The organism is Solwaraspora sp. WMMA2080, from assembly GCF_027497395.1.
Taxonomy (GTDB): Bacteria; Actinomycetota; Actinomycetes; order Mycobacteriales; family Micromonosporaceae; genus Micromonospora_E.
In genome coordinates, this window is record NZ_CP114910.1 from 1,141,346 (window position 1) to 1,165,659 (window position 24,314).

The 24,314-nt window shown below is 74.0% G+C and carries 20 protein-coding genes; 9 read left to right on the top strand and 11 right to left on the bottom strand.

The features are described 5' to 3' along the window. The first annotated feature begins 20 nt into the window (after positions 1–20). Positions 21–2,849: an aminomethyl-transferring glycine dehydrogenase gene (gene gcvP, locus O7543_RS05025; RefSeq protein WP_281554932.1), complete on the top strand. Its 2,829-nt coding sequence runs from the start codon at positions 21–23 to the stop codon at positions 2,847–2,849. 48 nt (positions 2,850–2,897) lie between these two features. On the opposite strand, the gene O7543_RS05030 is transcribed toward gcvP, so the two are convergent. Continuing rightward, positions 2,898–3,098 carry a DUF5999 family protein gene (locus O7543_RS05030; RefSeq protein WP_278174506.1) on the bottom strand — a complete coding sequence of 67 codons (201 nt, stop codon included), beginning with the start codon at positions 3,096–3,098 and terminating at the stop codon, positions 2,898–2,900. Positions 3,099–3,373: 275 nt separating this feature from the next. Here O7543_RS05030 and O7543_RS05035 point away from each other — a divergent pair, with 275 nt between their 5' ends. After that, positions 3,374–3,889: a peptide deformylase gene (locus O7543_RS05035; RefSeq protein ID WP_281554931.1), complete on the top strand. Its 516-nt coding sequence runs from the start codon at positions 3,374–3,376 to the stop codon at positions 3,887–3,889. A gap of 54 nt (positions 3,890–3,943) precedes the next feature. Here O7543_RS05035 and O7543_RS05040 read toward each other — a convergent pair whose 3' ends face one another. From O7543_RS05040 to O7543_RS05055, 4 genes are all read right to left on the bottom strand, one after another. Next, the gene (locus tag O7543_RS05040; protein ID WP_281554930.1) at positions 3,944–5,125 is read right to left on the bottom strand and encodes an alanine racemase; all 1,182 of its coding nucleotides are present in this window, start codon (positions 5,123–5,125) and stop codon (positions 3,944–3,946) included. Beyond that, positions 5,122–6,867, bottom strand: coding sequence for an IucA/IucC family protein (locus O7543_RS05045; protein ID WP_281554929.1), 1,746 nt, complete (start codon positions 6,865–6,867; stop codon positions 5,122–5,124). Before O7543_RS05045 ends, O7543_RS05040 begins: the two co-directional genes overlap by 4 nt. Continuing rightward, a complete protein-coding gene (locus tag O7543_RS05050; protein ID WP_281554928.1) occupies positions 6,864–8,483 on the bottom strand; it encodes an IucA/IucC family protein in 1,620 nt (539 codons plus the stop codon). The genes O7543_RS05045 and O7543_RS05050 overlap by 4 nt, the downstream gene beginning before the upstream one ends. A 63-nt stretch (positions 8,484–8,546) precedes the next feature. Then, positions 8,547–8,687 (bottom strand): hypothetical protein, encoded by a 141-nt coding sequence (locus tag O7543_RS05055; RefSeq protein ID WP_281554927.1) that lies wholly within the window; start codon positions 8,685–8,687, stop codon positions 8,547–8,549. Here O7543_RS05055 and O7543_RS05060 point away from each other — a divergent pair. Next, complete coding sequence (locus tag O7543_RS05060; protein ID WP_281554926.1) at positions 8,680–9,474, top strand: endonuclease/exonuclease/phosphatase family protein; 795 nt, start codon at positions 8,680–8,682, stop codon at positions 9,472–9,474. The two genes, O7543_RS05055 and O7543_RS05060, sit on opposite strands and share 8 nt — an antisense overlap. 57 nt (positions 9,475–9,531) lie before the next feature. Here the strand turns inward: O7543_RS05060 and O7543_RS05065 are convergent, their stop codons facing one another. Both O7543_RS05065 and O7543_RS05070 read right to left on the bottom strand, forming a co-directional pair. Next, positions 9,532–10,530: a tyrosine-type recombinase/integrase gene (locus tag O7543_RS05065; RefSeq protein WP_281554925.1), complete on the bottom strand. Its 999-nt coding sequence runs from the start codon at positions 10,528–10,530 to the stop codon at positions 9,532–9,534. A 352-nt stretch (positions 10,531–10,882) separates the two neighbouring features. Further along, the gene (locus tag O7543_RS05070; protein WP_281554924.1) at positions 10,883–11,611 is read right to left on the bottom strand and encodes an SDR family oxidoreductase; all 729 of its coding nucleotides are present in this window, start codon (positions 11,609–11,611) and stop codon (positions 10,883–10,885) included. 86 nt (positions 11,612–11,697) lie between these two features. Here O7543_RS05070 and O7543_RS05075 point away from each other — a divergent pair, with 86 nt between their 5' ends. Both O7543_RS05075 and O7543_RS05080 read left to right on the top strand, forming a co-directional pair. Next, a complete protein-coding gene (locus O7543_RS05075) occupies positions 11,698–12,543 on the top strand; it encodes a patatin-like phospholipase family protein (protein ID WP_281554923.1) in 846 nt (281 codons plus the stop codon). An 85-nt stretch (positions 12,544–12,628) separates the two neighbouring features. Continuing rightward, entirely contained in the window at positions 12,629–13,336 is a 708-nt protein-coding gene (locus O7543_RS05080) for a hypothetical protein (RefSeq protein WP_281554922.1), read from the top strand. A gap of 101 nt (positions 13,337–13,437) precedes the next feature. On the opposite strand, the gene cydB is transcribed toward O7543_RS05080, so the two are convergent. Next, positions 13,438–14,436 (bottom strand): cytochrome d ubiquinol oxidase subunit II, encoded by a 999-nt coding sequence (cydB, locus tag O7543_RS05085; protein ID WP_281554921.1) that lies wholly within the window; start codon positions 14,434–14,436, stop codon positions 13,438–13,440. A gap of 20 nt (positions 14,437–14,456) precedes the next feature. Further along, positions 14,457–15,875, bottom strand: coding sequence for a cytochrome ubiquinol oxidase subunit I (locus tag O7543_RS05090; RefSeq protein WP_123601600.1), 1,419 nt, complete (start codon positions 15,873–15,875; stop codon positions 14,457–14,459). Positions 15,876–16,022: 147 nt separating this feature from the next. Between O7543_RS05090 and O7543_RS05095 the strand changes: the two genes are divergently transcribed. Then, the gene (locus tag O7543_RS05095) at positions 16,023–16,886 is read left to right on the top strand and encodes a lysophospholipid acyltransferase family protein (RefSeq protein ID WP_281554920.1); all 864 of its coding nucleotides are present in this window, start codon (positions 16,023–16,025) and stop codon (positions 16,884–16,886) included. 37 nt (positions 16,887–16,923) lie between these two features. Here the strand turns inward: O7543_RS05095 and O7543_RS05100 are convergent, their stop codons facing one another. After that, entirely contained in the window at positions 16,924–17,454 is a 531-nt protein-coding gene (locus O7543_RS05100) for a LuxR family transcriptional regulator (protein WP_281554919.1), read from the bottom strand. After that, positions 17,451–18,137 carry a response regulator transcription factor gene (locus tag O7543_RS30140; RefSeq protein ID WP_348650119.1) on the bottom strand — a complete coding sequence of 229 codons (687 nt, stop codon included), beginning with the start codon at positions 18,135–18,137 and terminating at the stop codon, positions 17,451–17,453. Before O7543_RS30140 ends, O7543_RS05100 begins: the two co-directional genes overlap by 4 nt. Positions 18,138–20,274: 2,137 nt before the next feature. Between O7543_RS30140 and O7543_RS05110 the strand changes: the two genes are divergently transcribed. From O7543_RS05110 to O7543_RS05120, 3 genes are read left to right on the top strand one after another with little or no spacing between them, the layout of a single operon-like run. Next, entirely contained in the window at positions 20,275–21,828 is a 1,554-nt protein-coding gene (locus O7543_RS05110; RefSeq protein ID WP_281554917.1) for a dynamin family protein, read from the top strand. After that, positions 21,825–23,675, top strand: coding sequence for a dynamin family protein (locus tag O7543_RS05115; protein WP_281554916.1), 1,851 nt, complete (start codon positions 21,825–21,827; stop codon positions 23,673–23,675). The genes O7543_RS05110 and O7543_RS05115 overlap by 4 nt, the downstream gene beginning before the upstream one ends. Further along, entirely contained in the window at positions 23,672–24,301 is a 630-nt protein-coding gene (locus O7543_RS05120) for a hypothetical protein (RefSeq protein ID WP_281554915.1), read from the top strand. Before O7543_RS05115 ends, O7543_RS05120 begins: the two co-directional genes overlap by 4 nt. Positions 24,302–24,314: the final 13 nt, after the last annotated feature.

Genomic DNA, 24,314 nt, shown 5'->3' on the forward strand with positions numbered 1-24,314 from the left:
CTCGTCCCGGGAGCCGCCTGGTGAGTGCCTCGTCCTTGTTCGTCGACCGCCACGTCGGCATCGATCCGGTCGCCCAGCAGCGGATGCTGGATGTCGTCGGGTACGCCAGCATCGCTGACCTGATGGACGCCGCCATTCCCGAGGTGATCCGCTGGCGGGGCCGGCTGGACCTGCCGGAACCGGCCAGCGAGCCGGAGGTGACGGCCGCGTTGCGGCGGCTGGCCGACGCGAACACGGCGGCGGTGTCGATGATCGGCGCCGGCTACCACGGCACCCACACGCCGGCGGTGATTCGCCGCAACGTGCTGGAGAATCCCGCCTGGTACACCGCCTACACCCCGTACCAGCCGGAGATCAGCCAGGGCCGGTTGCAGGCGCTGCTGACGTTCCAGACGATGGTGTCGGATCTGACCGGGCTGGCCACGGCGAACGCGTCGATGCTCGATGAGGCGACCGCTGCGGCGGAGGCGATGACGTTGGCGCGGCGGGCGTCGAAGGCACGTAGCGACGTGTACGTGGTGGACGCCGACACGTTGCCGCAGACGGTGGCGGTGCTGCGGACCCGGGCGGAGCCGCTGGGCGTGCAGGTCCGGGTGTGTGACGTGCAGGCCGGCCTGCCGGACGAGTTCTTCGGGCTGCACCTGCAGTTCCCGGGCGTGTCGGGGCGGCTGCGTGACGACGCCCCGGTGGTGGCGGCGGCGCACGCCGCCGGGGCGCTGGTGACGGTGGCGGCGGACCTGTTGGCGTTGACGCTGCTGCGCCCGCCGGGGGCGTACGGTGCGGACGTGGCGGTCGGCACCACGCAACGGTTCGGGGTGCCGATGGGCTTCGGCGGTCCGCACGCCGGCTACCTGGCGGTGCGTTCCGGTCTGGAACGGATGCTGCCGGGACGGCTGGTCGGGGTGTCCCGGGACGTGGCCGGTGACCGGGCGTACCGGCTGGCGTTGCAGACCCGGGAACAGCACATCCGCCGGGAGCGGGCGACCAGCAACATCTGCACGGCGCAGGTGCTGCTGGCGGTCATGGCCGCCATGTACGCGGTGTACCACGGCCCGCAGGGGTTGACGGCGATCGCGCAGCGTACCCATGCGATGGCGGCCCGGTTGCGGGCCGGTCTGGCCGACGGCGGGGTCACGGTGGCGGACGGGCCGTTGTTCGACACGGTGACCGCGGCGGTGCCGGGTGGGGCCGCTGCGGTGGTGGCGCGGGCGGCGGACCGGGGGGTGAACCTGCGGCTGGTGGACGCCGACACGGTGGCGGTGGCGTGTGACGAGACCACCACCGAGGAGCATCTGGCGGTGGTGTGGGCGGCGTTCGGGGTGGCCGGGTACGCGGGGGAGACGCCGGCGCTGCTTCCGGCCGAGTGGCGGCGCACCGGTGAGTTCCTCACCCATGAGGTGTTCCACGCGTACCGCAGCGAGACGGCGATGCTGCGGTATCTGCGGCGGCTCGCGGACCTCGACTACGCCCTGGACCGGGGGATGATCCCGTTGGGGTCGTGCACGATGAAGTTGAACGCGGCGGTGCAGATGGAGCCGGTCAGTTGGCCGGGGTTCGCCGACGTGCACCCGCTGGCGCCGGCCGGGCAGACGGCCGGGTACCGGCGGTTGATCGGCGAGTTGGAGCGTTGGCTGGCGGAGGTGACCGGCTACGACGCGGTCAGTGTGCAGCCCAACGCCGGGTCGCAGGGGGAGCTGGCCGGGCTGTTGGCGATCCGCGGCTTCCACCGGTCGCGGGGGCAGGCGCGCCGGGTCGTGTGCCTGATTCCGTCGTCGGCGCACGGCACGAACGCGGCGAGCGCGGTGATGGCGGGCATGCGGGTGGTGGTGGTCGGCTGCGACGCCGACGGCAACGTCGATGTCGACGACGCGGCGCGGCTGATCGCCGTACACCGGGACGACCTGGCGGCGATGATGGTGACGTATCCGTCGACGCACGGCGTGTACGAGGACGGCATCGCCGAGTTGTGTGCCCGGGTGCACGACGCCGGCGGGCAGGTGTACGTCGACGGGGCGAACCTGAACGCGTTGCTGGGGTTCGCCCGGCCGGGCCGGTTCGGGGCGGACGTGTCGCACCTGAACCTGCACAAGACGTTCTGCATTCCGCACGGCGGCGGCGGGCCGGGGGTGGGGCCGGTCGCGGTGCGGGCGCATCTGGCGCCGTTCCTGCCGGGTGATCCGGTCGGCGGCGACGATGCCGACCGGCCGGTGGTGTCGGGCGCCCGGTACGGTTCGGCCGGGATTCTGCCGATCCCGTGGGCGTATCTGCGGCTGATGGGTGCCGACGGGCTGGTGCGGGCCACCTGGGCGGCGGTGCTGGCGGCCAACTATGTGGCGGCGCGGCTGCGGCCGCATTTCCCGGTCCTGTACGCCGGCAACAAGGGCCTGGTGGCGCACGAGTGTGTGCTGGACCTGCGGGCGTTGACCCGGGCAACCGGGGTGACCGTCGAGGACGTGGCGAAACGGTTGATCGACTACGGGTTCCACGCGCCGACGATGTCGTTCCCGGTGTCCGGCACGCTGATGGTGGAGCCGACCGAGAGTGAGGACCTGGCCGAGCTGGACCGGTTCTGCGACGCGATGATCGCGATCCGGTCGGAGATCGACGACGTCGCGGCGGGCCGGTGGCCGGTGGCGGACAGCCCGTTGCGGCAGGCACCGCACTCGGCGGCGCTGGTCACCGCCGACGAGTGGGTGCTGCCGTACCCGCGGTCGGTGGCGGCGTACCCGGCGGGGCCGGGGCAGCGGGCCGGGAAGTACTGGCCGCCGGTGCGGCGGGTCGACAGCGCCTACGGTGACCGGAATCTGGTGTGCGCGTGTCCTCCGCCGGAGGCGTTCGCCGCCGGCTGAGTACGGGTCGGGTCGGCTCGACGGTGAGCCTGCGGTGGCCCCGGCCGGTCAGGCGGCGAGGGCGTGCCGGGCGGGGCCGCGGTGCGGGGCGATGCTGCTGCCGTCGGGAAGCAGCTCGCCGGTGTCCTCGAAAACGATGACACCGTTGCAGAGCAGGCTCCAGCCCTGTTCGCGGAAGCAGGCGACGACGCGGGCCGCTTCCCGGTCGACGGCGTCAGCCGAGGGACAGATCGGTTGGTGCTGGCACATCGGGATCTCCGGGAACTGTGGGGGGTGCTGTGTCATGGTTCACATGACCAGTGATGAACGTTACCAAGCCGAACGACACCGTTCCGGGCAGGTGACGGCCTGCGGAACCAAGAATCCTCCCTTCGGCCGATGCATGTCCGACCGGTCGGCGTGGAAACGCTCCCACACATCCTAGGCCCCGGCCGCCACCCGCCGCCGGCTCCGACGAACTCCACCATCCGCACACCCGGCCCGCCGCCCGCCACCCGCGCCACGCCCCGGGTAGCCTGACCGCCATGACCATGCGCCCGATCCGGATCATCGGCGACGCCGTGCTGCGCACCCCCGCCGAGCCGGTCACCGACTTCGACGACACCCTGCGCGCACTGGTCACCGACCTGATGGACACCCTGCTCGGCGCCCCCGGTCGCGCCGGCGTCGCCGCCCCGCAGATCGGCGTCAGCGCCCGCGTGTTCGTCTACGACGCCGACGGCCACCGCGGCCACGTCGTCAACCCCCGGCTCGAACCACCCGCCGGCGCCCTGTCACCCGACGACACCGACACCGACGACGAAGGCTGCCTGTCCATCCCCGGCCTGTACTTCCCGACCACCCGCGCCCGCCACGCCACCGTCCACGGCGTCGACCAGCACGGCCAACCCGTCACCGTCACCGGCAGCGGATTCCTCGCCCGCGCCCTGCAACACGAAACCGACCACCTCGACGGCCGCCTCTACGTCGACACCCTGCGCGGCGACACCCGCCGCCGGGCGCTGCGTGAGATCCGCGCCGCCCACTGGGCCCGCCGCTGACCCCCGGCCCGACCCCGACCCCGGCGCCGGCTCGACCGTGGGCGGCCGGCACCGTCACACCACCACCATCCGCGGGTACGGATGCCGCAGGAAATCATGATGCGAAATGTCCCACCCGTACGCGCCGGCCCGGCCGAACACCACCACGTCGCCCACCCGCAGCCGCCCCACCACCTGCCCCCGGCACAGCACATCGCGCGGCGTACACAACTCACCGGCCACATCCACCGCCACCTGCGCCACCTGCGGCCGGGCGAACGGGTACGGCCACCGGTCCACCGGCACCACCCCGAACGGATGGTCGTACCCCCACGCCGCCGGCAACCGGAAATGGTGCGTACCGCCCCGCACCACCGCGAACCACCGGCCCTGCGTCCGTTTCAGATCCACCACCTGCGTCACATACCAGCCGGCGTCCGCCACCAGCAGCCGACCCGGCTCGAACACCAGCCGCACCCCCGACGGCACCGCCAACCCCGCCAACCCGGCCCGCAGCGCCGCCACGTCGAACCGCCGCCCACCCCGGTAGTCCACCCCGAACCCGCCGCCCACGTTCACGTACTCCAACCCCACCCCCAACCGCCGCGCCGCCGCCACCGCCCAGCCCACCGCATCCACCACGAACCCCGCATGCGCCACCGCGTCCACGTTGTTCGACACCGCGTGCAAACTGAACCCCACCAGCCGCACCCCCGGCAACCCCGCCGCCACCTCCACCACCGCACCCAACTCCGCCTCATCCACCCCGAACTGCGTCGCCGCGCCCGCCATCCGGTGACTGCCCACCAACCCGCCACCCGGCCGGTTCACCCGCAGCGCCGCCACCGCCGACACCCCCGCCGCCCGCGCCACCAGATCCAGCCGCCGCAACTCCAACACACTCTCCACGTTCACCACCGCACCCGCCGCCACCGCCGCCGCCAACTGCCCGTCCGTCTTCGCCGGCCCACCGAACACCAGCTGACCGGCACCCGCCGCCACCGCCGCCGCCAACTCGCCACCCGACGCCACCTCCACCCCGTCCACCGCCGCCGCCAACTCCGCCACCACCGCCGGATGCCCGTTCGCCTTCATCGCGTACAACAGCACCGACCCCGCCGGCAACGCCGCCCGCAGCCGCGCCGCCATCGCCCGCAGCACCGCCCGGTCGTACACATAGGCACACACCGGCTCGTCACCGGCCGCCAACTCCGCCACCACCGCCGCCACCCGCGGCGGCACCACCACACCCGTCACCGCGCCCCCACCGGCGGACCGTCGTCGAACCCGGCGTCACCCAACGGGTTACGCACCGGCACGTACACGTCCCCGGCACCGGTCAACCGCATCCGCACCAACGCCTTGTGCGCCACCATCGGCGCCGTCCACGCCCGATGATCATCGGCCGCCCACCCCGCGGCGACCCCACCAGCCGACCGCAACCCGTCATACGCCTCATCCACCACCTCCCGCACCACCCGCCACGCCGCCGCCTCGTCGACCCCCCACCCGGACACCAACCCCAGCACCACCTCACCCAGATGCGCCTGCAACGCCGTGTACCCCAACTTCGCCCGCATCACCGCCGCGTCGTCGGTACCCACCACCGAACCCGCCGCCAACCCCACCTCGACCCCCGCCTGCGCCAACCGCGGCAACAACAACCGCAGACCCGCGAAGTCCCGCACCACCAACCGGAACGGCACCCCGCCACGGAACGTCGGCAGACAGTTCTGCAGATGCGCCTCCAACGCCACCCCGAACCGGCTCGCCAACCGCAGCAACGGCGGCAACACCACCCGCGCGTACGCCCCCAGGAACCCCAACCCGGCCGCCGCCCCCACCAACCCCCGCACCCCACCGAAATCCGCCACCCGCCGCCCCAACTGCGCCGCCGTCACCAACGCCACCCCCGGCACCGCCACCTCACCCGGCACCAACCGCCCCGCCAACCCGTCCCGCACGATCACCGACATGTCCCGCCCCGACCCCACCCGCACCGCCGCACCCGCCACCTCCGGCAACAGCACCAGCCGCCGCGCCGCCACCTCATCGGCCGCCACCAACGACGCCAACACCGTCGACAACGCCGGACCGTTACGCACACTCGCCACCGAGATCGTCCGCCGCGTCGACGTCACCTGAATGTCCACCGACACCTTCAGATACCGCCGCGCACCGTCGCGCCCCGCCGGCAGCAGCACCGTACGCACCGCCGCCGTCGGCACCGCCGGCACCACCCCCGGCAACAACCGCACCACCCCCCGATCCAGCAGATCCGCGTACCGCGACGACACCACCGACCGCTGCCACACATGCACCGGCTGCACCACCCAGCCCGGCGGCGCCACCGGCACCTGCGGATACCAGCGCGCCAACTCCGCCGTCACATCCTCACCCACATGCAGATCCCGGCGCACCGCCACGAACCCGACCCCCGTCGCCGGCGACTCCACATCATGCGCCACCACATCCGCCACCGACCACCCCAACCGGGTCCGCCCACACGGATGCAGGTTGTGCCCCGCCACCGCCAGCCGCTCAGCCCACACCCCCCACCCGTCCGGATCATCCGGACCCCACGCCGGACCAGGCCGCGCCGCCGCCACCGCCAGATTCACCACCGCGTCGGTCAACTCCACCGCCAACGCCCACCCCCGCCGCCTCGCCAACACCGACACCGGCAACACCGCCACCGGATCCGGCACCGACCCCGCATCGGCCACGAAGCGGTCGAACCCGTGCCACCGACCCGCGCCCCGCCACACCCGGCGCACCCCACCCACATCCTCCCGGCACAACGCATCCACCAACCGCCCACCGACCACCCCCGCCGCCCACGGCACCGCCTCCCGGAACCCCACCACCAGGTTCGGCGCCACCCGCCCCAACCCGGCCACCGCCGACGCCACCGCCGCATCCACCCCGACCACACCCAACCCGCAACCACACGACCGGCCCCCGGACAGCACCCCCACCGCCGACCCGGCCCCGCTCACCACGCACCCGCCAACGGACTCGTCACCCACGCCCACCGCGGCATCAACGGATCCGACGCCAACCGCATCGACAACGTCGCCTTCACCGGCCACCGACCACCCAGCACCGCCGCCGCCACCAACCCCCGCACCGCCGCCGGCAACCCCGCCACCACATCCCGCGCCACCACCGCCACCGCCCGCCACAACACCTGCGGCTCCACCCCGAACTCCCGGGCCAGCACCGCCACCGGCTCACCCAACGCCGTCCCCACCGCCGCCACCGCCGTCACCGCCACCTCCGCCGGATCCTCGGCCACCACATCGCCGTGCACCACCGGCACCGCCACACCCGCCCCAGCCAGCCGCCGCACATCCAACCGCACCCCACCCACGTCCCGGTACCACACCCGCACCAGCCGCCCACCGCGCCACACCAGCAGGACGTTCTGCCCGTGCGCCTCCAGCCCCACCCCCCGACCCAGCAACTCCACCACCGGCCCCAGCACCACCCGCGCCAACCGCGACACGAACGCCACCGGATCACCGCCGTACCCCGCCCGCACCAGCCCCGCCACCACCGACGGACCACCCGGCACCCCCACCGGCGCCGCCAACGCCGCCACCGGCATCACCTGCACCCCCGGTCCCACCCGCGGCACCCGCCGACGCACCACAGCCAACGACCGGCACAACCCCCCGTCGACCACCACCGCCCCGGCAGCCACCTCCGGCAACACCCACAACCCCGGCACCCGCCGCGCCAACCGCGCCACCAACGCCGTCACCACCGGACCATTGCGCACCGCCGCCTCCGACACCGTCCGCACCGCACTGGTCATCTGCACATCCACCGCCGTCTTCCACTGCCAACCCCCGCCCGACGCCACCGTCCGCAACGACAACAACGGCCGCACCCGCACCACCCGGCCGGTACGCCGCAACCACCCGAACCCGCCCAGCACATGATCCCGCTGCCACGGATGCACCGGCAGCAACGGCGGCAACCCCGCACCCGAACTCACCCACCGGTCACCCGGCACCGCCACCAACTCCAACTCCACCACCGGCCGATGCTCCGGCGCGTACGCCAGCACCTCCTCCGTCGACATCCCCACCCGGGTCCGGCACCCCGGATGCACCGGATGCCCGTCCACCACCACCTGCTCCCACCCGAGCGCCGACCGGACCAGACCCCCACCGCCACCCGCCACCGCCCGCGCACCCCGCGCCAACGCCAGATTCGCCACACTGTTCGCCAGCTCACCGGCGACCGCCCCACAACCGGGCAACCCCAGCACCGACAACAACTCCGCCGGATCCGCCACCGCCCGGCCACCCGCCGGGTCCTCCACCGACACCCGCAGCCCCGGGCCCGCCGCCGCGAACAACTCCGCCGCCGCCACCGGCCCCACCACCCGCCGCCCGTCAACCAACCCCAGCACCAGGCGGCCGTCAACCACCCGACGGTCCGTCACCTCCGGCACCGGTTCACGCCCCAACGCACCCCACAACCGCGCCAGCACCGCCGCCCGCGCCCCCGGCACCGCCGCTGCCACCGCGTCCACCAGCTCCGGCCGGCACCGCCGCACCGTCGCCACCGTCGCCGCCACGTCCGGACACTCCACCGACGACACCGCACCTCCCACGGACCTCGACCTGCGCCACCCACCAGGCAACCGACACACCACCGGCACGCCTCACCGTCCCCGACGCCGCCGCAGCCACACCCCGCACCAGCCCACCACCAGGAACACCAGCGCGCTACAGCACAACGCCTTCACCACCATCCCGCCACCCTGCCACACCACCCGCACCCCGTAAGGTGCCCGTGTGCGCATGGCCACCTACAACCTGCTGCACGGGCGCTCACCCCACGACGGGCGCATCGACCCCGACCGGATCACCGCCACCATCGCCGACCTCGACGCCGACATCTGCGCCCTGCAGGAAGTCGACCACGCCCAACCCCGCAGCGGGCACCTCGACCTGACCGCGCTGGCCGCCGCCGCGCTCACCGCCGGCACCCACCGGTTCGCCGCCGCCCTCGTCGGCACCCCCGGCACCACCTACCGGGTGCCCCGTCACGACCACGACGGACACGACGAACCCCGCTACGGGGTGAGTCTGATCAGCCGGTACCCGGCCCGGCACTGGCGGACCGTCCGGCTCGCCCCCGCCCCCGTACCCGCACCGGTCGCCGTCGGCGGACCCGGCCCCCGGCTGCTGCTCCTACGCGACGAACCACGGGTGCTGCTCGCCGCCGTCCTCGACACCCCACACGGCCCGGTCACCGTCGCCGCCACCCACCTGTCGTTCGTCCCCGGCTGGAACCTGCGCCAGCTACGGATCGTCACCCGCGCCCTGCGGGCCATGCCGCCACCGCGGCTGCTCCTCGGCGACCTCAACATGCCGGCCGGGGTGGCTGCAGCGGCCACCGGCTGGCGGCCGCTGGGCCGGCTGCCCACCTACCCGGCCGCCCGACCCCGCATCCAACTCGACCACATCCTGCTCGACCCGCGTGACGCGCCGCCCGCGCTGACCGCCGTGACCGCCGTCGCCGCCCCGGACGTCGCCGTCTCCGACCACCGCCCACTGACCGTCACCGTCTCGACCGGCACCCGGTAGCCGCGCTGGCCCCGACCGGGCGGGGCCAGCGCCGTCACCACCCCAACCAGCCCCAGTTCAGGCAGGCCCGACGACTCGACGCAGCGACCGGTTCGACCGGTTTGCCCGTGCCGCCGCCCGCTGCTGGTCGGCCGTCACCTCGATGTAGTTCTGGCTTGCCGTGAGGCTCGCATGCCCCAGCAGCCGCATGATCTCGGCGGCGTTCGCCCCGTCCTCGGCCAACCGGGTGGCGAACGTGTGTCGCAGCGCGTGCAGCTGCGCACCCCGCGGCACCCGCTCGGTGATCCCGGCCCGCCGGAAACACGACCGCACCAGGTACTGCAGGCCGCCGCGCCGCAGGGCGGCACCGCGCCGGTCGACCAACAGCGGACCTCCGGGGCGTACCGACCGGGGGCCGAACCGTCGTCGGCGGCTGGCCAGGTAGCCGTCGACGACGACGTCGACGGCGGCCTCCACCGGGACGGTCCGCAGCCGGCCGCCCTTGCCGGTCAGCTCGATCCGGCGTTCACCGGGACGTCCCGCGACCGAGCCGACCCGCAGCCCCAGCAGCTCGCCGAGTCGCAGACCGGCGCACAACGCCAGAGCGACCACCAGCAGGTCACGCTCCGGCCACGGGTCGCGCTGGCGGGGGTCGCTCCGCGCGGCGGCGGCCAGCAGCGTCTCCGGGGTCTCCTCGCCTCGCAGCGGCTTCGGTAGTGCTGCCGGGGCCCGCGGGCGGCCCACTGCGGGCATCGGGTTTCCGGCGGCGATGCCGTCGGCGACCAGGAAGTTGAACCACGAGTTCCACGTCGACCAGGCCCGGTGCACAGACGCGGGGGAGCGGGGGGCCGCGAACCGGGCGAACGCGGCGCGGAGCCGTCGTTGGTCGAGCGCCTCCAGTGGTACGTCGGTCCAGGGCAGGGGAGTCGGTTCGGTGGAGTCGCCGATCAGGCGTAGGACGGCGACGAGGTCGCGGCGGTAGGCGTCCAGGGTGTGCGGGGAGGGTTTGCGGGAGGCGCGGTCGGCGAGGAAGTCCTCGACGAGCCGTACCGCCACCAGATCCACAAATTGGTGCATAACGCATATTATGCATGTCTTCTCGGTGTGCCACCAGATCCGGCCGAGGACCCGCGAGCCCCGGCCGGGGGGTGGCCGCGTCCCAACATGTGTCGCGGTGGCCGCACCGAAGGGCCGGCGATGCGCCTCGGGACGCGATGCCGGAAGTTCGGCGGGTCACCGGCGACGCTGGGGCTCGCTGGGAAGTGACGGACACGGGAAAGCCCGTGATCCGCCGGGTCCACGCCGTCAGAGCCGGTCGGTCACCTCGACCCACGTCTTCAAGTTGACATAATGTATATTATCGACCTGATATCGGCGGTGTCCCGGAGACCCCGTCGCGCGCGGCGGACTGTGAGCCCCCGACGGGGTCTCACAGTCCGCCGGCGACCCGCAGTACCGTCCCGGTGGTGTACGACGCCTCGTCGCTGAGCAGCCAGGCGACGGCGCCGGCGATCTCCTCCGGCCGGCCCGCCCGGCGCAGCGGCACTACCGGCGCCACCCGGGCCGGCCGGTCCGGTTCGCCGGACAGAGCGTGGATGCCGGTCAGCACCGTGCCCGGCGCGACGCCGTTGACCCGGATGCCACGGGGGCCGAGTTCCTTGGCCAGACCGACGGTCAACGCGTCGGTGGCGGCCTTGACCGCGGCGTAGTGCACGTACTCGCCGGGGCTGCCGAGGGTGGCGGCGGCCGACGACACGTTGACGATGGCGCCGCCGGCGGACATCCGACGGGCGGCCTGCTGGGCACACAGGACGTAGCCGACCAGGTTGACGTCGACGACCCGGCGCAGGTCGGCGACGGTGAGGTCGACGAACGGGCCGATCCGGCTGGTGACGCCGGCGTTGTTGACCAGTCCGGTGACCGGTCCGAGTTCGGCGGCGTCGTCGAACAGGCTCGTCACCGCGTCGGGGTCGGTGGTGTCGACGGCGACGGTGACGGCGCGCCGGCCGAGCGCTTCGACGTCGTCACGTACCGTTTCGGCGGCGCCGGCGTCGGTCCGGTAGCCGATGACGAGGTCGTGTCCGGCGGCGGCGAGCCGGCGTACGGTCGCGGCGCCGATCCCCCGGCTGCCGCCGGTGACCACGGTGACCGGTGTCATCCCGGCACTCCTCTCCCCTGCTGTCCGTGTCGGGTCTGGGCCCGCCGGTGACGTTACCGGCGGCGGTGGCGGGCAATAGACATGGCGTGGCGGGTACGCGGGCGTTGGTGCTGGGCAGCGGCGGGGTGACCGGGGTGGCCTGGCAGCTCGGGGTGTTGTCCGGGCTGGCGCGCGCCGGGGTCGAGCTGGGCGGGGCCGATCTGGTGATCGGGACGTCGGCCGGTGCGGTGGTGGGCGCGCAGCTGTGTTCCGGCGTGGATCTGGCGCGGCTGTACGCGGGGCAACTGGTGCCGGGTGAGTCGTCGCCGGACCGGATGGGGCCAGGTGCGGTGTCGTGTCTGCTGTGGTCGGCGGTGGCTGCCCGGGACGGCCGCCGGGCGCGGGTGAGGATCGGCCGGTACGCGGTGTCGGCGGCCAGGTCGGGGGTGTCACGGCGGCCGGTGTTCGAGGAGGCGTTGCCGTCGTGGTCGTGGCCGCGGCGGCGGTTGTGGGTGACGGCGGTGGACGCGGACTCGGGGGAACTCGTGGTGTTCGGCGGTCCGGGGTGCGGGGCGGATCTGGTGGATGCGGTGTCGGCGAGTTGTGCGGTGCCGGGGGTGTGGCCGCCGGTGCGTATCGGTGGTCGGCGGTTCGTCGACGGTGGGATGCGGTCGGCGACGAACGCGGATCTGGCCGCCGGGTTCTCGTCGGTGGTGGTGCTGGCGCCGATCAGTTGGGGGCTGGGTCATCTGCGGCCGGTGTCGCGCCAGGTGGCGGCGCTGTCGGCGGATGTGGTGGTGGTGTCGCCGGACCGGTGGGCGCGGCGGGCGATCGGGCGGCGGCTGCTGGATCCGGCACGGCGGCCGGGGGCGGCGCGGGCCGGGTACCGGCAGGGTCTGTTCGTGGCTGACCGCGTGCGTGGGGTGTGGGGTGGTGCTGCCGGGCCGGGGTGATCGTGGGTGGTGGGGTCGCGGTCGACGGTGTCGGCGGCGGCTGGTAGGAAGGTCAGCACTCAAACAGGTGTACGGAAAGGGTGTCATGGCTGCCGCGGGTGCTGTTGCGGGTGGGTTGTCGGATGAGGAGCTGGGGGTGATCCGGGAGGCGGTGTCCGCCGGCCGTAAGCCGAAGGTGATGTTCACCGAGTCGGCGGGGCAGATCGCCGGTCAGGTCGGTCAGGTGGTGGGTCTGGGTGACCCGGCGGTGTCCGACGAGTGGGTGGTGGTGCGGTTCGGTCGTGACGAGTTGCCGTTCTCCCCCGCTGATCTGGTGGTGGCGCCGCGGGGCGCGGCGGGTCGGCGGGCGGAGTCGAAACCGGAGCCGGAGCCGGTGGAGCCGGTGGCGGAGCCGGAGTTCAAGTTGGGTGAGCCGCCGCCGGTGCCACCGGTGGCGCGTCGGGAGGACACGGAGGGGTCCACGGTGGATGCTGGTACGGACAAGCCGGTGCGGCGGGCGGCGAAGGCTGCCAAGCCGAAGGCGCCGGCCGGGTTGACGGTGACGTTGGCGTACACCGACGGCGAGTGGACGGTGGCGGCGACGCAGGGGGCGAAGGCGTTGGCGAAGCCGTACGTGGTCCGGCCGGCCGAGGCGTTGAAGATGGTGGCGTTGGTGGACGTGCCGGGAGTCCATGAGGCTGTGGAGCAGATCCTGGCGGCGGAGCGGGCCGAGGCGCAGCGGCAGGCGGAGAAGTTGCGGGCGGAGCTGGCTGAGGTGGAGGCACGGTTGGCGGAGTTGCCGGAGGTCGGTTGACGTCGTCGCGCACCGTCGGTGTCCGCTCGACACGGCGGATGGTCCAGCAGGCATCGACGGTGCGCGACGGCTTCGCCAGCGACAGGTCGACGTGGCGCGGGTCAGTGGCTGGGCTGGTCGGTGACGCTGACGCGGCGGCGGAAGATCCAGTAGGTCCAGCCCTGGTAGAGCAGAACGACGGGGGTGAGCGCGGCGGCGACCCAGGTCATGATGGTCAGGGTGTAGGGGGTGGACGCGGCGTTGGTGGTGGTGAGGGTGCCGGCGGGGTCGGTGGTGGACGGTAGGACGGTCGGGAACAGGGTGGCGAACAGGGCGGCGACGGCGAGGCCGATGGCGGTGGCGGTGCCGGTGAAGGCCCATCCTTCGCGGCGTACCTGATTGGCGGCCAGCCCGGCGACGAGGGCGAGCGCCGCGGTGACGGCGAGGGCGACGGCGGTGGGGTTGGCGCGGATGGTGAGGGTCCAGGTGAGGAAGGTGCCGGCGAGGGCGACGGCGGCCAGGCCGGTCCAGCTGGCGACGCGGCGGGCGCGGTGGCGCAGGTGATCGGTGGTCTTGAGGGCGAGGAAGACGGCGCCGTGGGTGATGAACAACGCGGTGGTGGTGGCGCCGCCGAGCAGGGCGTACGGGTTGAGCAGGGTGAGCAGGGTGCCGGTGTATTCGTGGTCGGCGTCCAGTGGTACGCCGGCGACGATGTTGGCGAAGGCGACGCCCCAGAGCGCGGCGGGGATGACGGAGCCGGCGAGGATGGTGTTGTCCCAGCGGGTCCGCCAGTGGGTTTCGGGGCGTTTGTCACGGTATTCGAGGGCGACGCCGCGCAGGATGAGGGCGATGAGGATGAGCAGCAGCGGTAGGTAGAAGCCGGAGAACAGGGTGGCGTACCACTCGGGGAAGGCGGCGAACATGGCGCCGCCTGCGGTGATGAGCCAGACCTCGTTGCCGTCCCAGACGGGTCCGATGGTGCTCAGCGCGGCGCGTCGTTCGGGTTCGGTGCGGCCGATGAGGCGGGCGAGGACGCCGACGCCGAAGTCGAATCCTTCGAGGATGAAGTATCCGGTGAACAGGACGGCGATGAGCCCGAACCAGACGGTGGTGAGTTCCACGAGGGGTCTCCGGTTGGTGGTCAGTGGGTGGCGGCGAGGGGCCGGTCGGTGGTGGTGTCGTCGGTGTCGTCCGGTGGTGGCGGGTCGGTGAGGTCGGGTAGGCCGTTGCGGGCGTAGCGGATGAGGAGTTTGACTTCGATGACGGCGAGGGTGGCGTAGATGAGGGTGAAGGCGGTGAAAGAGGTGACGACTTCGGTGAGGGAGACGCTGCGGCTGACGCCGTCGCGGGTGAGCATTTCGCCGAAGACGATCCAGGGTTGGCGGCCCATTTCGGTGAAGATCCAGCCGAAGGTGTTGGCGAGCAGGGGCAGGACGGGCAGGGTGAGGCCGGCGCGCAGCAGCCAGCGGCTGGTGGGGGTGCGGCCGCGGCGGGTGGTCCAGAGGGCCCAGAGGGCGATGGCGGCGGTGGCGAGGCCGAATCCGATCATGAAGCGGAAGCTCCAGTAGGTGACGGGGATGATCGGGGTGTAGCTGCCGGGGCCGTACTGGGCGGCGTACTGGGCCTGCAGGTCGTTGATGCCCTGGACTTCGCCGGTGGGGTCGCCGGTGGACAGCCAGGACAGCAGGTACGGGATTTTGAGGGTCCAGATTTCGCGGCTGCCGTCGAGGGTGCCGACGGTGACGATGGAGAAGGACGCGGGGCTTTCGGTGGTGTAGAGGGCTTCGGCGGCGGCCATTTTCATGGGTTGGACCTGGGTCATGATCTTGCCTTGGATGTCGCCGGTGCCGATGACGGCGGCGGTGGCGAGGATGGTGGTCCAGGCGCCGAGTTTGGTGGCGGTGCGGAAGGCGGGGGTGTCGGGGCCGTCGGGGTGGCGGACGAGGTGCCAGAGGGCGACGGCCAGGACGAGGGCGCCGGCGACCATGAAGCAGCCGGCGAGGGTGTGCGGGAAGGTGATGAGGGTGACCTTGTTGGTGAGTACGGCGATGAAGTCGGTGAGTTCGGCGCGGCCGGTGTCGGGGTTGATGCGGTAGCCGACGGGGTTCTGCATCCAGGAGTTGGCGGCGAGGATGAACCAGGCGCTGATGATGCTGCCGAATGAGGCGAGCCAGATGGTGGCGAGGTGCAGTGCCTTGGGGAGTCTCCCCCAGCCGAATATCCAGAGTCCGAGGAAGGTGGATTCGAGGAAGAAGGCGAGGAGGGCTTCGATGGCGAGTGGTACGCCGAAGATGTCGCCGACGAAGCGGGAGTAGTCGCTCCAGTTCATGCCGAACTGGAATTCCTGCACGATGCCGGTGACGATGCCCATGGCGAAGTTGATGAGGAAGAGTTTTCCGTAGAACTTGGTGAGTTTGAGGTAGCGGTCGTCGCCGGTGCGGTGCCAGGCGGTCTGCAGGATGGCGACGAGGAGGCTGAGTCCGATGGTGAGTGGGACGAACAGGAAGTGGTAGACGGTGGTGACACCGAACTGCCAGCGGGCTATGTCGAGCGCGTCCACGGCTCCCCCATCTAGATACTACGAAGCGTAGTACATACTACAACCTGTCGTTCTGGCGGCCAGGGCCGGAGGTCCCCTCTCCCCCGGGACGTCCGTCCCGGCGGCGGGATCCACCGACCGGCCCGGCTGTGCGACGATCGACGGTCGATGGACGACACCGCCGCCCCGCCGCCCCGCTGGCGGGCCCCGCTGCTGTGGCGGGTGCTGCAGGTCACCGCCCGGCTGGTCGTCGCGCTGGTCGCCCGGCTACGGGTCAGCGGCGACGTGCCCGACGAGGTACGCGACGGCCCGTTGATCCTGGCCGCCAACCACATCAGCCCGTTCGACCCGGTTGTGCTGGCCGCCGCCTGCCAGGTGCGGCGGGTCGCACCCCGGGTGCTGGCCACCGGCGGGTTGTTCCGGGCGCCGCTGGTCGGTCCGGTGATGCGCCGGGCCGGGCACATCCGGGTGGACCGGCGAACCAGTACGGTCGCCGAGGCGTTGGGGTCGGCCGCGCGGGCGGTGGCCGACGGTTCGGTGGTCCTGGTGTACCCGGAGGGACGCATCGGGCTGGACCCGCAGATGTGGCCGGAGCGCGGCAAGTCCGGTACCGCCCGGCTCGCGTTGGCCAGCGGCGCGGTGGTGGTGCCGGTGGCGCAGTGGGGGGCGCACGTGGTGCTGCCGTGGGCGGCGCCCCGCGGCCTGGTCCGGGCGGTGCTGCGGTCGATGCTGCGCCGTCCGGTGGTCACGGTCCGGTTCGGGCCGCCGGTGGACCTGTCCGGGATCGACCCGGCCCGCCCGGGTGCCGCGCAGCGGGCGACGGTGCGGATCGTGGACGCGATCACCGACACCCTGGCCGGGTTGCGGCCCGACGAGCCGGCGACGCCCCGGCATGTCGACCCCACCCGGCCGGTGGACCTGAGCCGGCGGCACCGGCGCGGCCGGGGCGCCGTGGTACCGGACGCGGCGACCGCCGACGTGCTGGCCGCCGACGACGCCGACCAGGCCGACCCGGCTCCGGACGCGACCTGACGGCGGATGTGACCGGGCGTGAGCGCCCCGCTCCGGCTCAGGGTGCCGGTCGTTGCCGCAGGTAGGCGAGGACGGCCTCACGGGTGGTGCGGACCCCGAGGGCGGCGCGGGCCTGGGCGATGCGCCGGTTCGCGGTACGCAGCGACAGGAACTCGGCCGCTGCGGCGGCGGCGATGGTCTCGCCGTTGGCGAGCCGTTCCAGCAGGGCCCGCTGCTCGGGTACGAGGGTGACGGTGTCGGTGGCTGCCGCATCCGGCGGGTCGGCCTCGGCGTGGCGCAGCACCGGGCCGAGGCGGGACAGGTCGTCGACCAGGGCGCGGCCGAGGTCACCGGCCGGGTCGCAGATGGCGACGACGGCGGCGCCCCGGGCGGCGGCGAGGACCACCAGGGCGACGGTGTCGGTGTCCGGGACCCGCCCGTACAGGGCGAGCCGGGCGGTGGTGAGGTCCCAGGTCGGGTCGGTGACGGCGAACCCTTCCCGGGTGGTCCAGCCGTCGCGGGCCAGTCGGCGCAGCACCGTGGTGGCGTCGGCGGCGCTGTCGAGGACGTAGCGCGGCGGGTCGCTCATCGGTCGGGCTCCATGGCCAGGGCCGCGGCCTCGGTACGGGTGCGGGCACCGAGTTTACGCATTCCGGCGCGAACGTGGGTTTCCACGGTTTCGGTGGAGATGCCGAGTTGGTTGGCGATCCGGCGGGTGGGTTCGCCTTGGGCGACCAGCCGCAGCACGTCGCGTTCCCGCACGGTGAGCAGGTCGCCGCTGCGGGGGCCGCGTTCGTCGCGCCGTACCGCGTGCCGGCGCAGGGCGCGGCGGACCCGGCCGAGCAGGACGACCAGTCCGGCGTGGTCGGCGAGGGACTCGGCGGCCAGCAGGGCGGGCACCGCCTGAGCGGGGTCGGGTTCGTGCAGGCCATGGGCGAGCAGGCAGCGGACCTGCTCGCGGACGGCGACGTCGCGCCAGGTGTCGGCGGCGTGGGCGAACTGCCGTGGGTCGCCGGCGGTCCACGCGGTGACGGTGGCGGCGGCCGGCGGCGGAAACGCCGCCGCCGGAGTGCCGTCCGGCGGGGGTGGCGGGTCCGGCGCCGTCGTGCGCGGCCCAGTGGGCGGTGATCCGCCGCAGCCCGTCGACCAGCGGCGGTACGGGGGCGTGGGGTGCCCCGGTGGTGGCCTGGTCCGGTTGGCCGTCGAGCCAGGCGGCTTCCCGGGCCACCCAGTCCAGCACGGCGGTGGTGGTGCTGGGGATGCCGGGGGCACCGGTGAGCCGGGCGCGGGCCGGGGCGAGCAGGCCGCCGTCGGCTTCGAGTAGGCCGGCGGCGGCGACGGCGTAGTCGCGGGCGGCGGCCGGCAGGGTGCGGTCGGTCAGGTCGACGGCGGCGCGCAGCAGGTCGTCGCCGACCGCCGGTGGCAGCCCGGCATCGTCTCCGGGCTGCGGGGCGACGGCTGGACCGGTGCCGTCGGCGGTCGGGCTCGGGGGCGGGCCGCCGCGCAGGGCGAGGCACCACAGCCGGGCGGCGGTGAACCGGACCTGCCAGCTGTAGGCGAGGTCGGCGGCGCAGGCGGCGGCCGCCGCCTGCGCCGCCTGCGCGGCCTCGGTGAGTCGCCCGTCGCCGGCGAGGGTCTGCACCAGATGCCAGGCGGTCCACCGGGCGGTGAGCAGGTCACCGGCGGCGCCGGCGGCCGCTGCGGTGCCGGCGAGGGCGTACTCCCAGCCGGGTCGGCGTCCGGCGGCGGCGGTGGCGGCGAGTGCGGCACGTAGCCCCAGGTGGGCCGGTTCGGGTCCGTGCCGGCGGGTGATCGTGGTGGCGCGGGCGGCGGCGGAGGTGGGGTCGGTGGCCAGGTCGGCGAGCAGCAGGACCCGGTCGCGGGCGGCGACCACCGGTGGTGGGGCGTCGTCGGGCACCGGCGCGGCGGCGGCGCGGGCGGCGGTCGGTTTGCCGGCCTGCAGTAGTGCCTCGGCGCGCAGCACGGCGGTGTCGGGGGTGGGCAGGGCGCCACCGGTGAGCAGGTCGGCGGCGCGGCGGGGCCGCCCGGCGGTCAGCGCGGCCGAAGCGGCGGCGCGGCGGACCGGTTCGGTGGCGTCGGGTTGTGCGCTGGCGAACAGCAGCAGCTCGGCGCGGGCGCCGCCGGTAGCGGCGGTGTCGGCGGCGGTGACCGCCCGCCGGTAGGCGGTGGTGGTGTCACCGGCGGCGGCGAGGTGCCGGGCGGCGGCCAGCGGGTCGGTGACGAGGTCGGCGAGGCGGCGGTGCAGGGCGCGGCGGGCCGGGTCGTCGAGCAGACCGGCGGCGACGGCGGCCTGGTACGGCGAGGTCGGGGTGACCAGGTCGTCGGCGGCGGTGTGGACCAGGGCGGCGGCGGCGAGTTCGGTGACGCCGTCGCCGAGCAGGGCCGCCGGGGCGCCGTGGCCGAGCAGGCCGAGGGCGGCCAGTGCGGTGCGGGCGGGGCGGGTGAGGGCGGCCAGTGCGGCGGCGACGGCGTAGCCGACCTGATCGAGGTCGCCGCCGGGGACGCCGGCGGTGGGTGGGGTGCCGGTACGGGCGGCGTGGCGGGCCAGGGCGGTGGCGGCGAGCGGGTTGCCGCCGGCGTGGCGGGCCACCGCGGCGACGGTGGTCGGGTCGAGTGCGGGTGCGGTGCGTCGGATCAGGTCGGCGAGGGTGTCCGGGTCGGGTGCCGGCACGGTCAGCCACAGGCCGGTGTCGCCGCGCAGCGGGTCGAGCGCGGCGTCGGGCAGTTGGTGCGGGGTGCGCAGGGCGGCGACGACCCGGCAGTGCCGGGCGATGCCGGGCAGGGCGGCGACGGTCGCCGGGTCGGCCCACTGCAGGTCGTCGAGGACGAGCAGGCCGTGGCGGACCCGGGAACGGACGGCTTCGGCGAGCAGCGCGGTGTCGTGGCCGGGCAGCCGTACCCGCAGGGCGTGGCTGAGGGGGAACGCCGGGACGTGGCTGAGGGCGGCGAGGCCGCCGCCGGTGTGGACGGGCCCGGTGGCGGCGGCGGCGACCCGGCGCAGCAGGGTGCTGCGTCCGCAGCCGGGTGGCCCGGTCAGGACGACGATCCCGGGGCGGGTCAGCCGTTGCGTGGCGGCGGTCACGGCGTCGGCGACGGTCCCGGTGGGGACGCTGCCGCCGGCGGTGGTGCCGTCGGGTCGGGTGCGGGCGGGGTGTCCGCCGGCTGGGTGCCGCACTTGTCCTCCTCCCCCGCTGCTACGGCTCGTGGCCCCGCCGGGCGAGGTTGGCACGAACATGGGATCCTGCGCCGGTGAGGATATTCGTACGGTGGATGCCGGTGGTGGGCGCACCACCGGATGCCGTGCTGTCGGGAGGACGACCAGCGAGATGAGTGTGTGCCGCCGTCGGATGCCCGTCGTCGCCGTTGACCGGGCGGCGGGGGGTCGGCCATGAACGCCGGTCCGTTGAGTGGCCGGGTCGCCGCGTTGTGTGACGAAGTGGGTCCCCGGGTGAGCGCGGCCGTCGGCGGTGAGGTGCTGCGGGTGCGGCGGCGGCTGGACGAGCCGCTGCGGGTGGCGATCGCCGGCCGATTGAAGGCCGGTAAGTCGACGCTGGTGAACGCGTTGATCGGGCGGCGGGTGGCGCCGACCGAGGTGGGTGAGTGCACCCGGGTGGTGACCCAGTTCCGGTACGGCACGGCCGACCGGGTCGACGTGGTACGCCGGGACGGCACCCGGGTGAGCCTGCCGCTGGACGCGACGGGGGTGATTCCGCAGCGGCTGGGGGTGCCGCGGGCGCAGGTCGCGTTCGTCGACGTCACGTTGACCAGTGACCGGCTGCGGGAAATGACGGTGATCGACACGCCGGGGTTGTCGTCGACCAGCGCCGGGGTGAGCGAGTCGGCGCGGCAGTTCCTGTTCGCCGGGCAGGCCGGTGCGCCGGGCGGTGGCGGCGGCCCGGTGGTGGACGACACGGCGCCGTTCGACGCCGGCATCGACGGTGACTCGGTCGGGGCGGTGTCCGGGGCCGAGGCGATCGTGTACGTGTTCACCCAGGCGGTCCGCGACGACGACGTGCGGGCGTTGGAGGCGTTCCGGTCGGTGTCGGCGCGGCTGTCGAGCAGTCCGATCAACTCGGTGGGCCTGTTCAACAAGGTCGACAAGTTGGTGGCCGGTGGGGCGGATCCGTGGCCGGTGGCGGCGCCGTTGTCGGCCGACCAGACCCGGGTGCTGCGGCGGGTGGTGTCCGATGTGGTGCCGACGGTGGGGCTGTTGGCGGAGACGACCGAGGCGGGCCGGTTGACGGCGGCCGACTGTGAGGCGCTGCGGACGTTGGCCGGGTTGCCGGCGGCGCAGCGGGCGGTGCTGCTGGCGTCGGTCGACCTGTTCGTGTCGCGGGAGGCTCCGGTGCCGCGCCGGCAGCGTGAGCGGCTGCTGGCGTTGCTGGACCTGTACGGGGTGGGGTTCGCGGTGGCGCAGCTGCAGGCGTCACCGCAGTTGGCGTCGGGGGATCTGGTGCGGGCGTTGTACGCGGCGTCGGGGTTCGCGCGGCTGCGGCACACGTTGGACGAGGCGTTCCGGTGGCGTACCGACGCGATCAAGGCCGGGTGGGCGTTGTCGTGCCTGGAGAAGGTGGCCAGCCACACGGCGCATCCGGGTGACCGGGAGCTGCTGCGCGACGCGGTCGAGCGGCTGCTGCACCAGCCGGAGTACCACCGGCTGCGGCTGCTGGAGGTGGCGCAGCAGGTGACGACGGGCGCGGTGGAGCTGCCGGAGCCGATGGAGCGGGAGTTGACCCGGTTGGCGTTGTCGGCGGATCCGCGCTGGGTGCTGGAGCTGCCGTCGGCGTCGGCGCAGGAGTTGTCGGCGGCGGCGGTGGAGGCGGCGACCCGGTGGCGGGTGTTCGCGGTCGCCGGGGCGTCGCCGACGCAGTCGCGGGTGGCGTTGGTCGCCCACCGGGGGTTTCATCTGCTGTCGCAGCAGGCGCGGGCGGTGTCGCGGTGAGCGGCGGCCCGGCGGCGTTGGGTGCGCTGCTGTCCGGGGCGGTCGACACGTGTCTCGGGTTCGTCCGCACCGTCGACGCGGACGCGGCGGCGGAGATCGACGCGCAGCGGCGCCGGGAGGTGACCCGGCCGTCGGTGGTGGTCGTCGGTGAGACGAAGCGCGGCAAGAGTTCACTGGTGAACGCGTTGATCGGGGTGACCGGCCTGTCGCCGGTGGACGCGGCGGTGGCGACGTCGGCGTACCTGGAGTTCGGTCACGGGGCGATGACGTCGGCGCAGGCGTACGCGCCGGGCCACGACGAGCCGGTGCCGGTGCCGGTGGACCGGCTGGCGGACTGGGCGACGGTGGCGGCGCTGCCGGACGGGATGCGCCCGCCCCGGCGGATCGCGGTGACCTGCCCGGCGCCGCTGCTGCAGTATCTGACGCTAATGGACACCCCCGGTGCCGGCGGGCTGGATCCGGCGCACACCGAGATCGCGTTGGACGCGGTGTCACGGGCGGCGGCTCTGCTGTTCGTGGTGGACGCGTCGACGCCGTTGACCCGGCCGGAGCTGGACTTCCTCATCGAGGCGAGTAAACGGGTCGACGTGGTGGTGTTCGCGTTGACGAAGGTCGACGCCTATCCGGGGTGGCGGACGATCCTGGCCGACAACCGGGCGCAGCTGCAGGCGCACGCGCCGAGGTTCGCGTCCGCCGCCTGGTTCCCGGTGTCGGCGCGGCTGGCCGAGTTGGCGTTGACGCTGCCGGCGGAGGCCGCCGGTGAGCTGGTCGGTGAGTCGCGGGTGGCGCCGCTGCAGCACGCGTTGGTGGGGTTGGCCGGCAACGGGCATCTGCTGGCCCAGGCGAACGTGCTGCGGACGGTGCGCAGCGAACTGGTCCGGCTGGATCTGGCCGCCGGTGAGCGGGTCGCCGCCTGTGACCCGGATCCGGCCGAGGTGGAGCGGGCGAAACGGGACCGGGCCGGGTTGGCGGCGCGGAAACGGACCGAGGCGCGACAGTGGTCGTTGGCGTTGAACACGGAGACGCAGCGGGCCCGGGTGGAGGCGACAGGGCGGCTGCGGACCGCGGTCGGCGGGTTGCAGGAGCAGTTCCTGACCCGGATCGACGCCGCCCGCGGTGAGACGTTGAAGAACCTGCCGGCCGAGGTGGACCGGGCGTTGCACGCGCTGTCGCTGCAGTTGTCCTACGATCTGCGGTTCCGGTTCCACAAGGTCGCCGAGCGGACGTTGGCGCAGGTGTTCGCGCCGGCCGAGTTGCAGTTCGTGCTGCAGCGGATCAACGGCACGTTGCGGCACGCGTTGGCGACCCGGCCACGGCGTGACGGTGGCGGCGGTGACAACGTGATGGTGGCGTTGTCGGCCGGCGGGATGGCGTTCATGGCCGGCCGGGGGGTCGCGGCGGGCGCGTCGGCGTTGGGTGCCGGGGCGTTGGTCGGCGGTGGCCTGCTGATCCCGGTCGCCGGTCTCGGTCTGGGGTTGGCCGCCGGCGCGTTCATCCTGTTCCGGCGGCGGGTCGCCAGCGACCGGCAGCAGGCCCGGGTGTGGCTTCGGGAGGTGCTCGGGGAGGCACGGGCGGCGTTGACCGACGAGTTGGCGCAGCGGTTCACCGACCTGCAGTACGCGTTGACGGTGGCGTTGGACGACGCCGTGGAGCGGCGGTTGGCGCAGTTGGACGCGCACATCGCCGACATCGACGCGGCGTTGGCGCGGGACAAGGCGGACCGGGCGCGGCGACGGTCGGCCGCGCAGGCCCGCCGCGACGCCGTCCGGGCGCGGGTGAAGCAGGTCGACGAGGTGCTGGCCCGGGCCCGGGTGTTGACCCCGACAGCGGAGGCGGTGCCGCGATGACCAGCGAGTTCGGTGACTGGACCGGGGACGACCCGGTTGGTGACGACGCCGACACCGCCGACCTTGGCGGCCCGGTCGACGGGTCGGGTGACCCGGCCGTGGAAGGGTTCGGCGCGGCCGACCCGGTGGAGGGGTTCGGGGCCGCCGATCCGCCGGTCGACGACGACCTGTCCGGCGACGACACCACCGGCGGCGGGTACGGCGGGGGTGACGCGGTGCCGGCGTTGGGCTACGGCGACGACCTGTCCGGCGCGGAGCCGGTGGACGCCGGGTTCGGTGCGGAGCCGGCGGCGGAGCAGGGTTTCGGTGCGGCGGACCCGCCGCCCGGCGTCGACCCGGACGCACCGGCGGGCGCCGACGGGTGGCCGGAGGCGCAGTTCCCGCCGCCACTGGATCCGGCGGGGGTGCCGACGCCGGTGGACGGCTGGCCGTGGGCGGATCCGCAGCTGCTCGGCGACGGCGGCCCGGTCGGTGCCGCCGTGCCGCACGTCACGCCGGTCGACCCGGTCGACCTGGCCGGCTACGCGGGGGCGGACGCCGCCGCCGGCGGTGACCTGTGGGCGGCGCTGCTGGCCAGCGACGACCCGGCGACGGGCACGCTGGCCCGGTTCTGGTCCGGGAGCTGACCGGCCGGGATCA

Coding starts and splice junctions, on each gene's coding strand:
- O7543_RS05070 (WP_281554924.1), bottom strand. CDS start 11,611: ATGACACCGGTCACCGTGGTCACCGGCGGCAGCCGGGGGATCGGCGCC.
- O7543_RS05095 (WP_281554920.1), top strand. CDS start 16,023: ATGGACGACACCGCCGCCCCGCCGCCCCGCTGGCGGGCCCCGCTGCTG.
- O7543_RS05120 (WP_281554915.1), top strand. CDS start 23,672: ATGACCAGCGAGTTCGGTGACTGGACCGGGGACGACCCGGTTGGTGAC.
- O7543_RS05110 (WP_281554917.1), top strand. CDS start 20,275: ATGAACGCCGGTCCGTTGAGTGGCCGGGTCGCCGCGTTGTGTGACGAA.
- O7543_RS05030 (WP_278174506.1), bottom strand. CDS start 3,098: ATGTGCCAGCACCAACCGATCTGTCCCTCGGCTGACGCCGTCGACCGG.
- O7543_RS05065 (WP_281554925.1), bottom strand. CDS start 10,530: ATGCACCAATTTGTGGATCTGGTGGCGGTACGGCTCGTCGAGGACTTC.
- O7543_RS05080 (WP_281554922.1), top strand. CDS start 12,629: ATGGCTGCCGCGGGTGCTGTTGCGGGTGGGTTGTCGGATGAGGAGCTG.
- O7543_RS05035 (WP_281554931.1), top strand. CDS start 3,374: ATGACCATGCGCCCGATCCGGATCATCGGCGACGCCGTGCTGCGCACC.
- O7543_RS05055 (WP_281554927.1), bottom strand. CDS start 8,687: ATGCGCACACGGGCACCTTACGGGGTGCGGGTGGTGTGGCAGGGTGGC.
- O7543_RS05100 (WP_281554919.1), bottom strand. CDS start 17,454: ATGAGCGACCCGCCGCGCTACGTCCTCGACAGCGCCGCCGACGCCACC.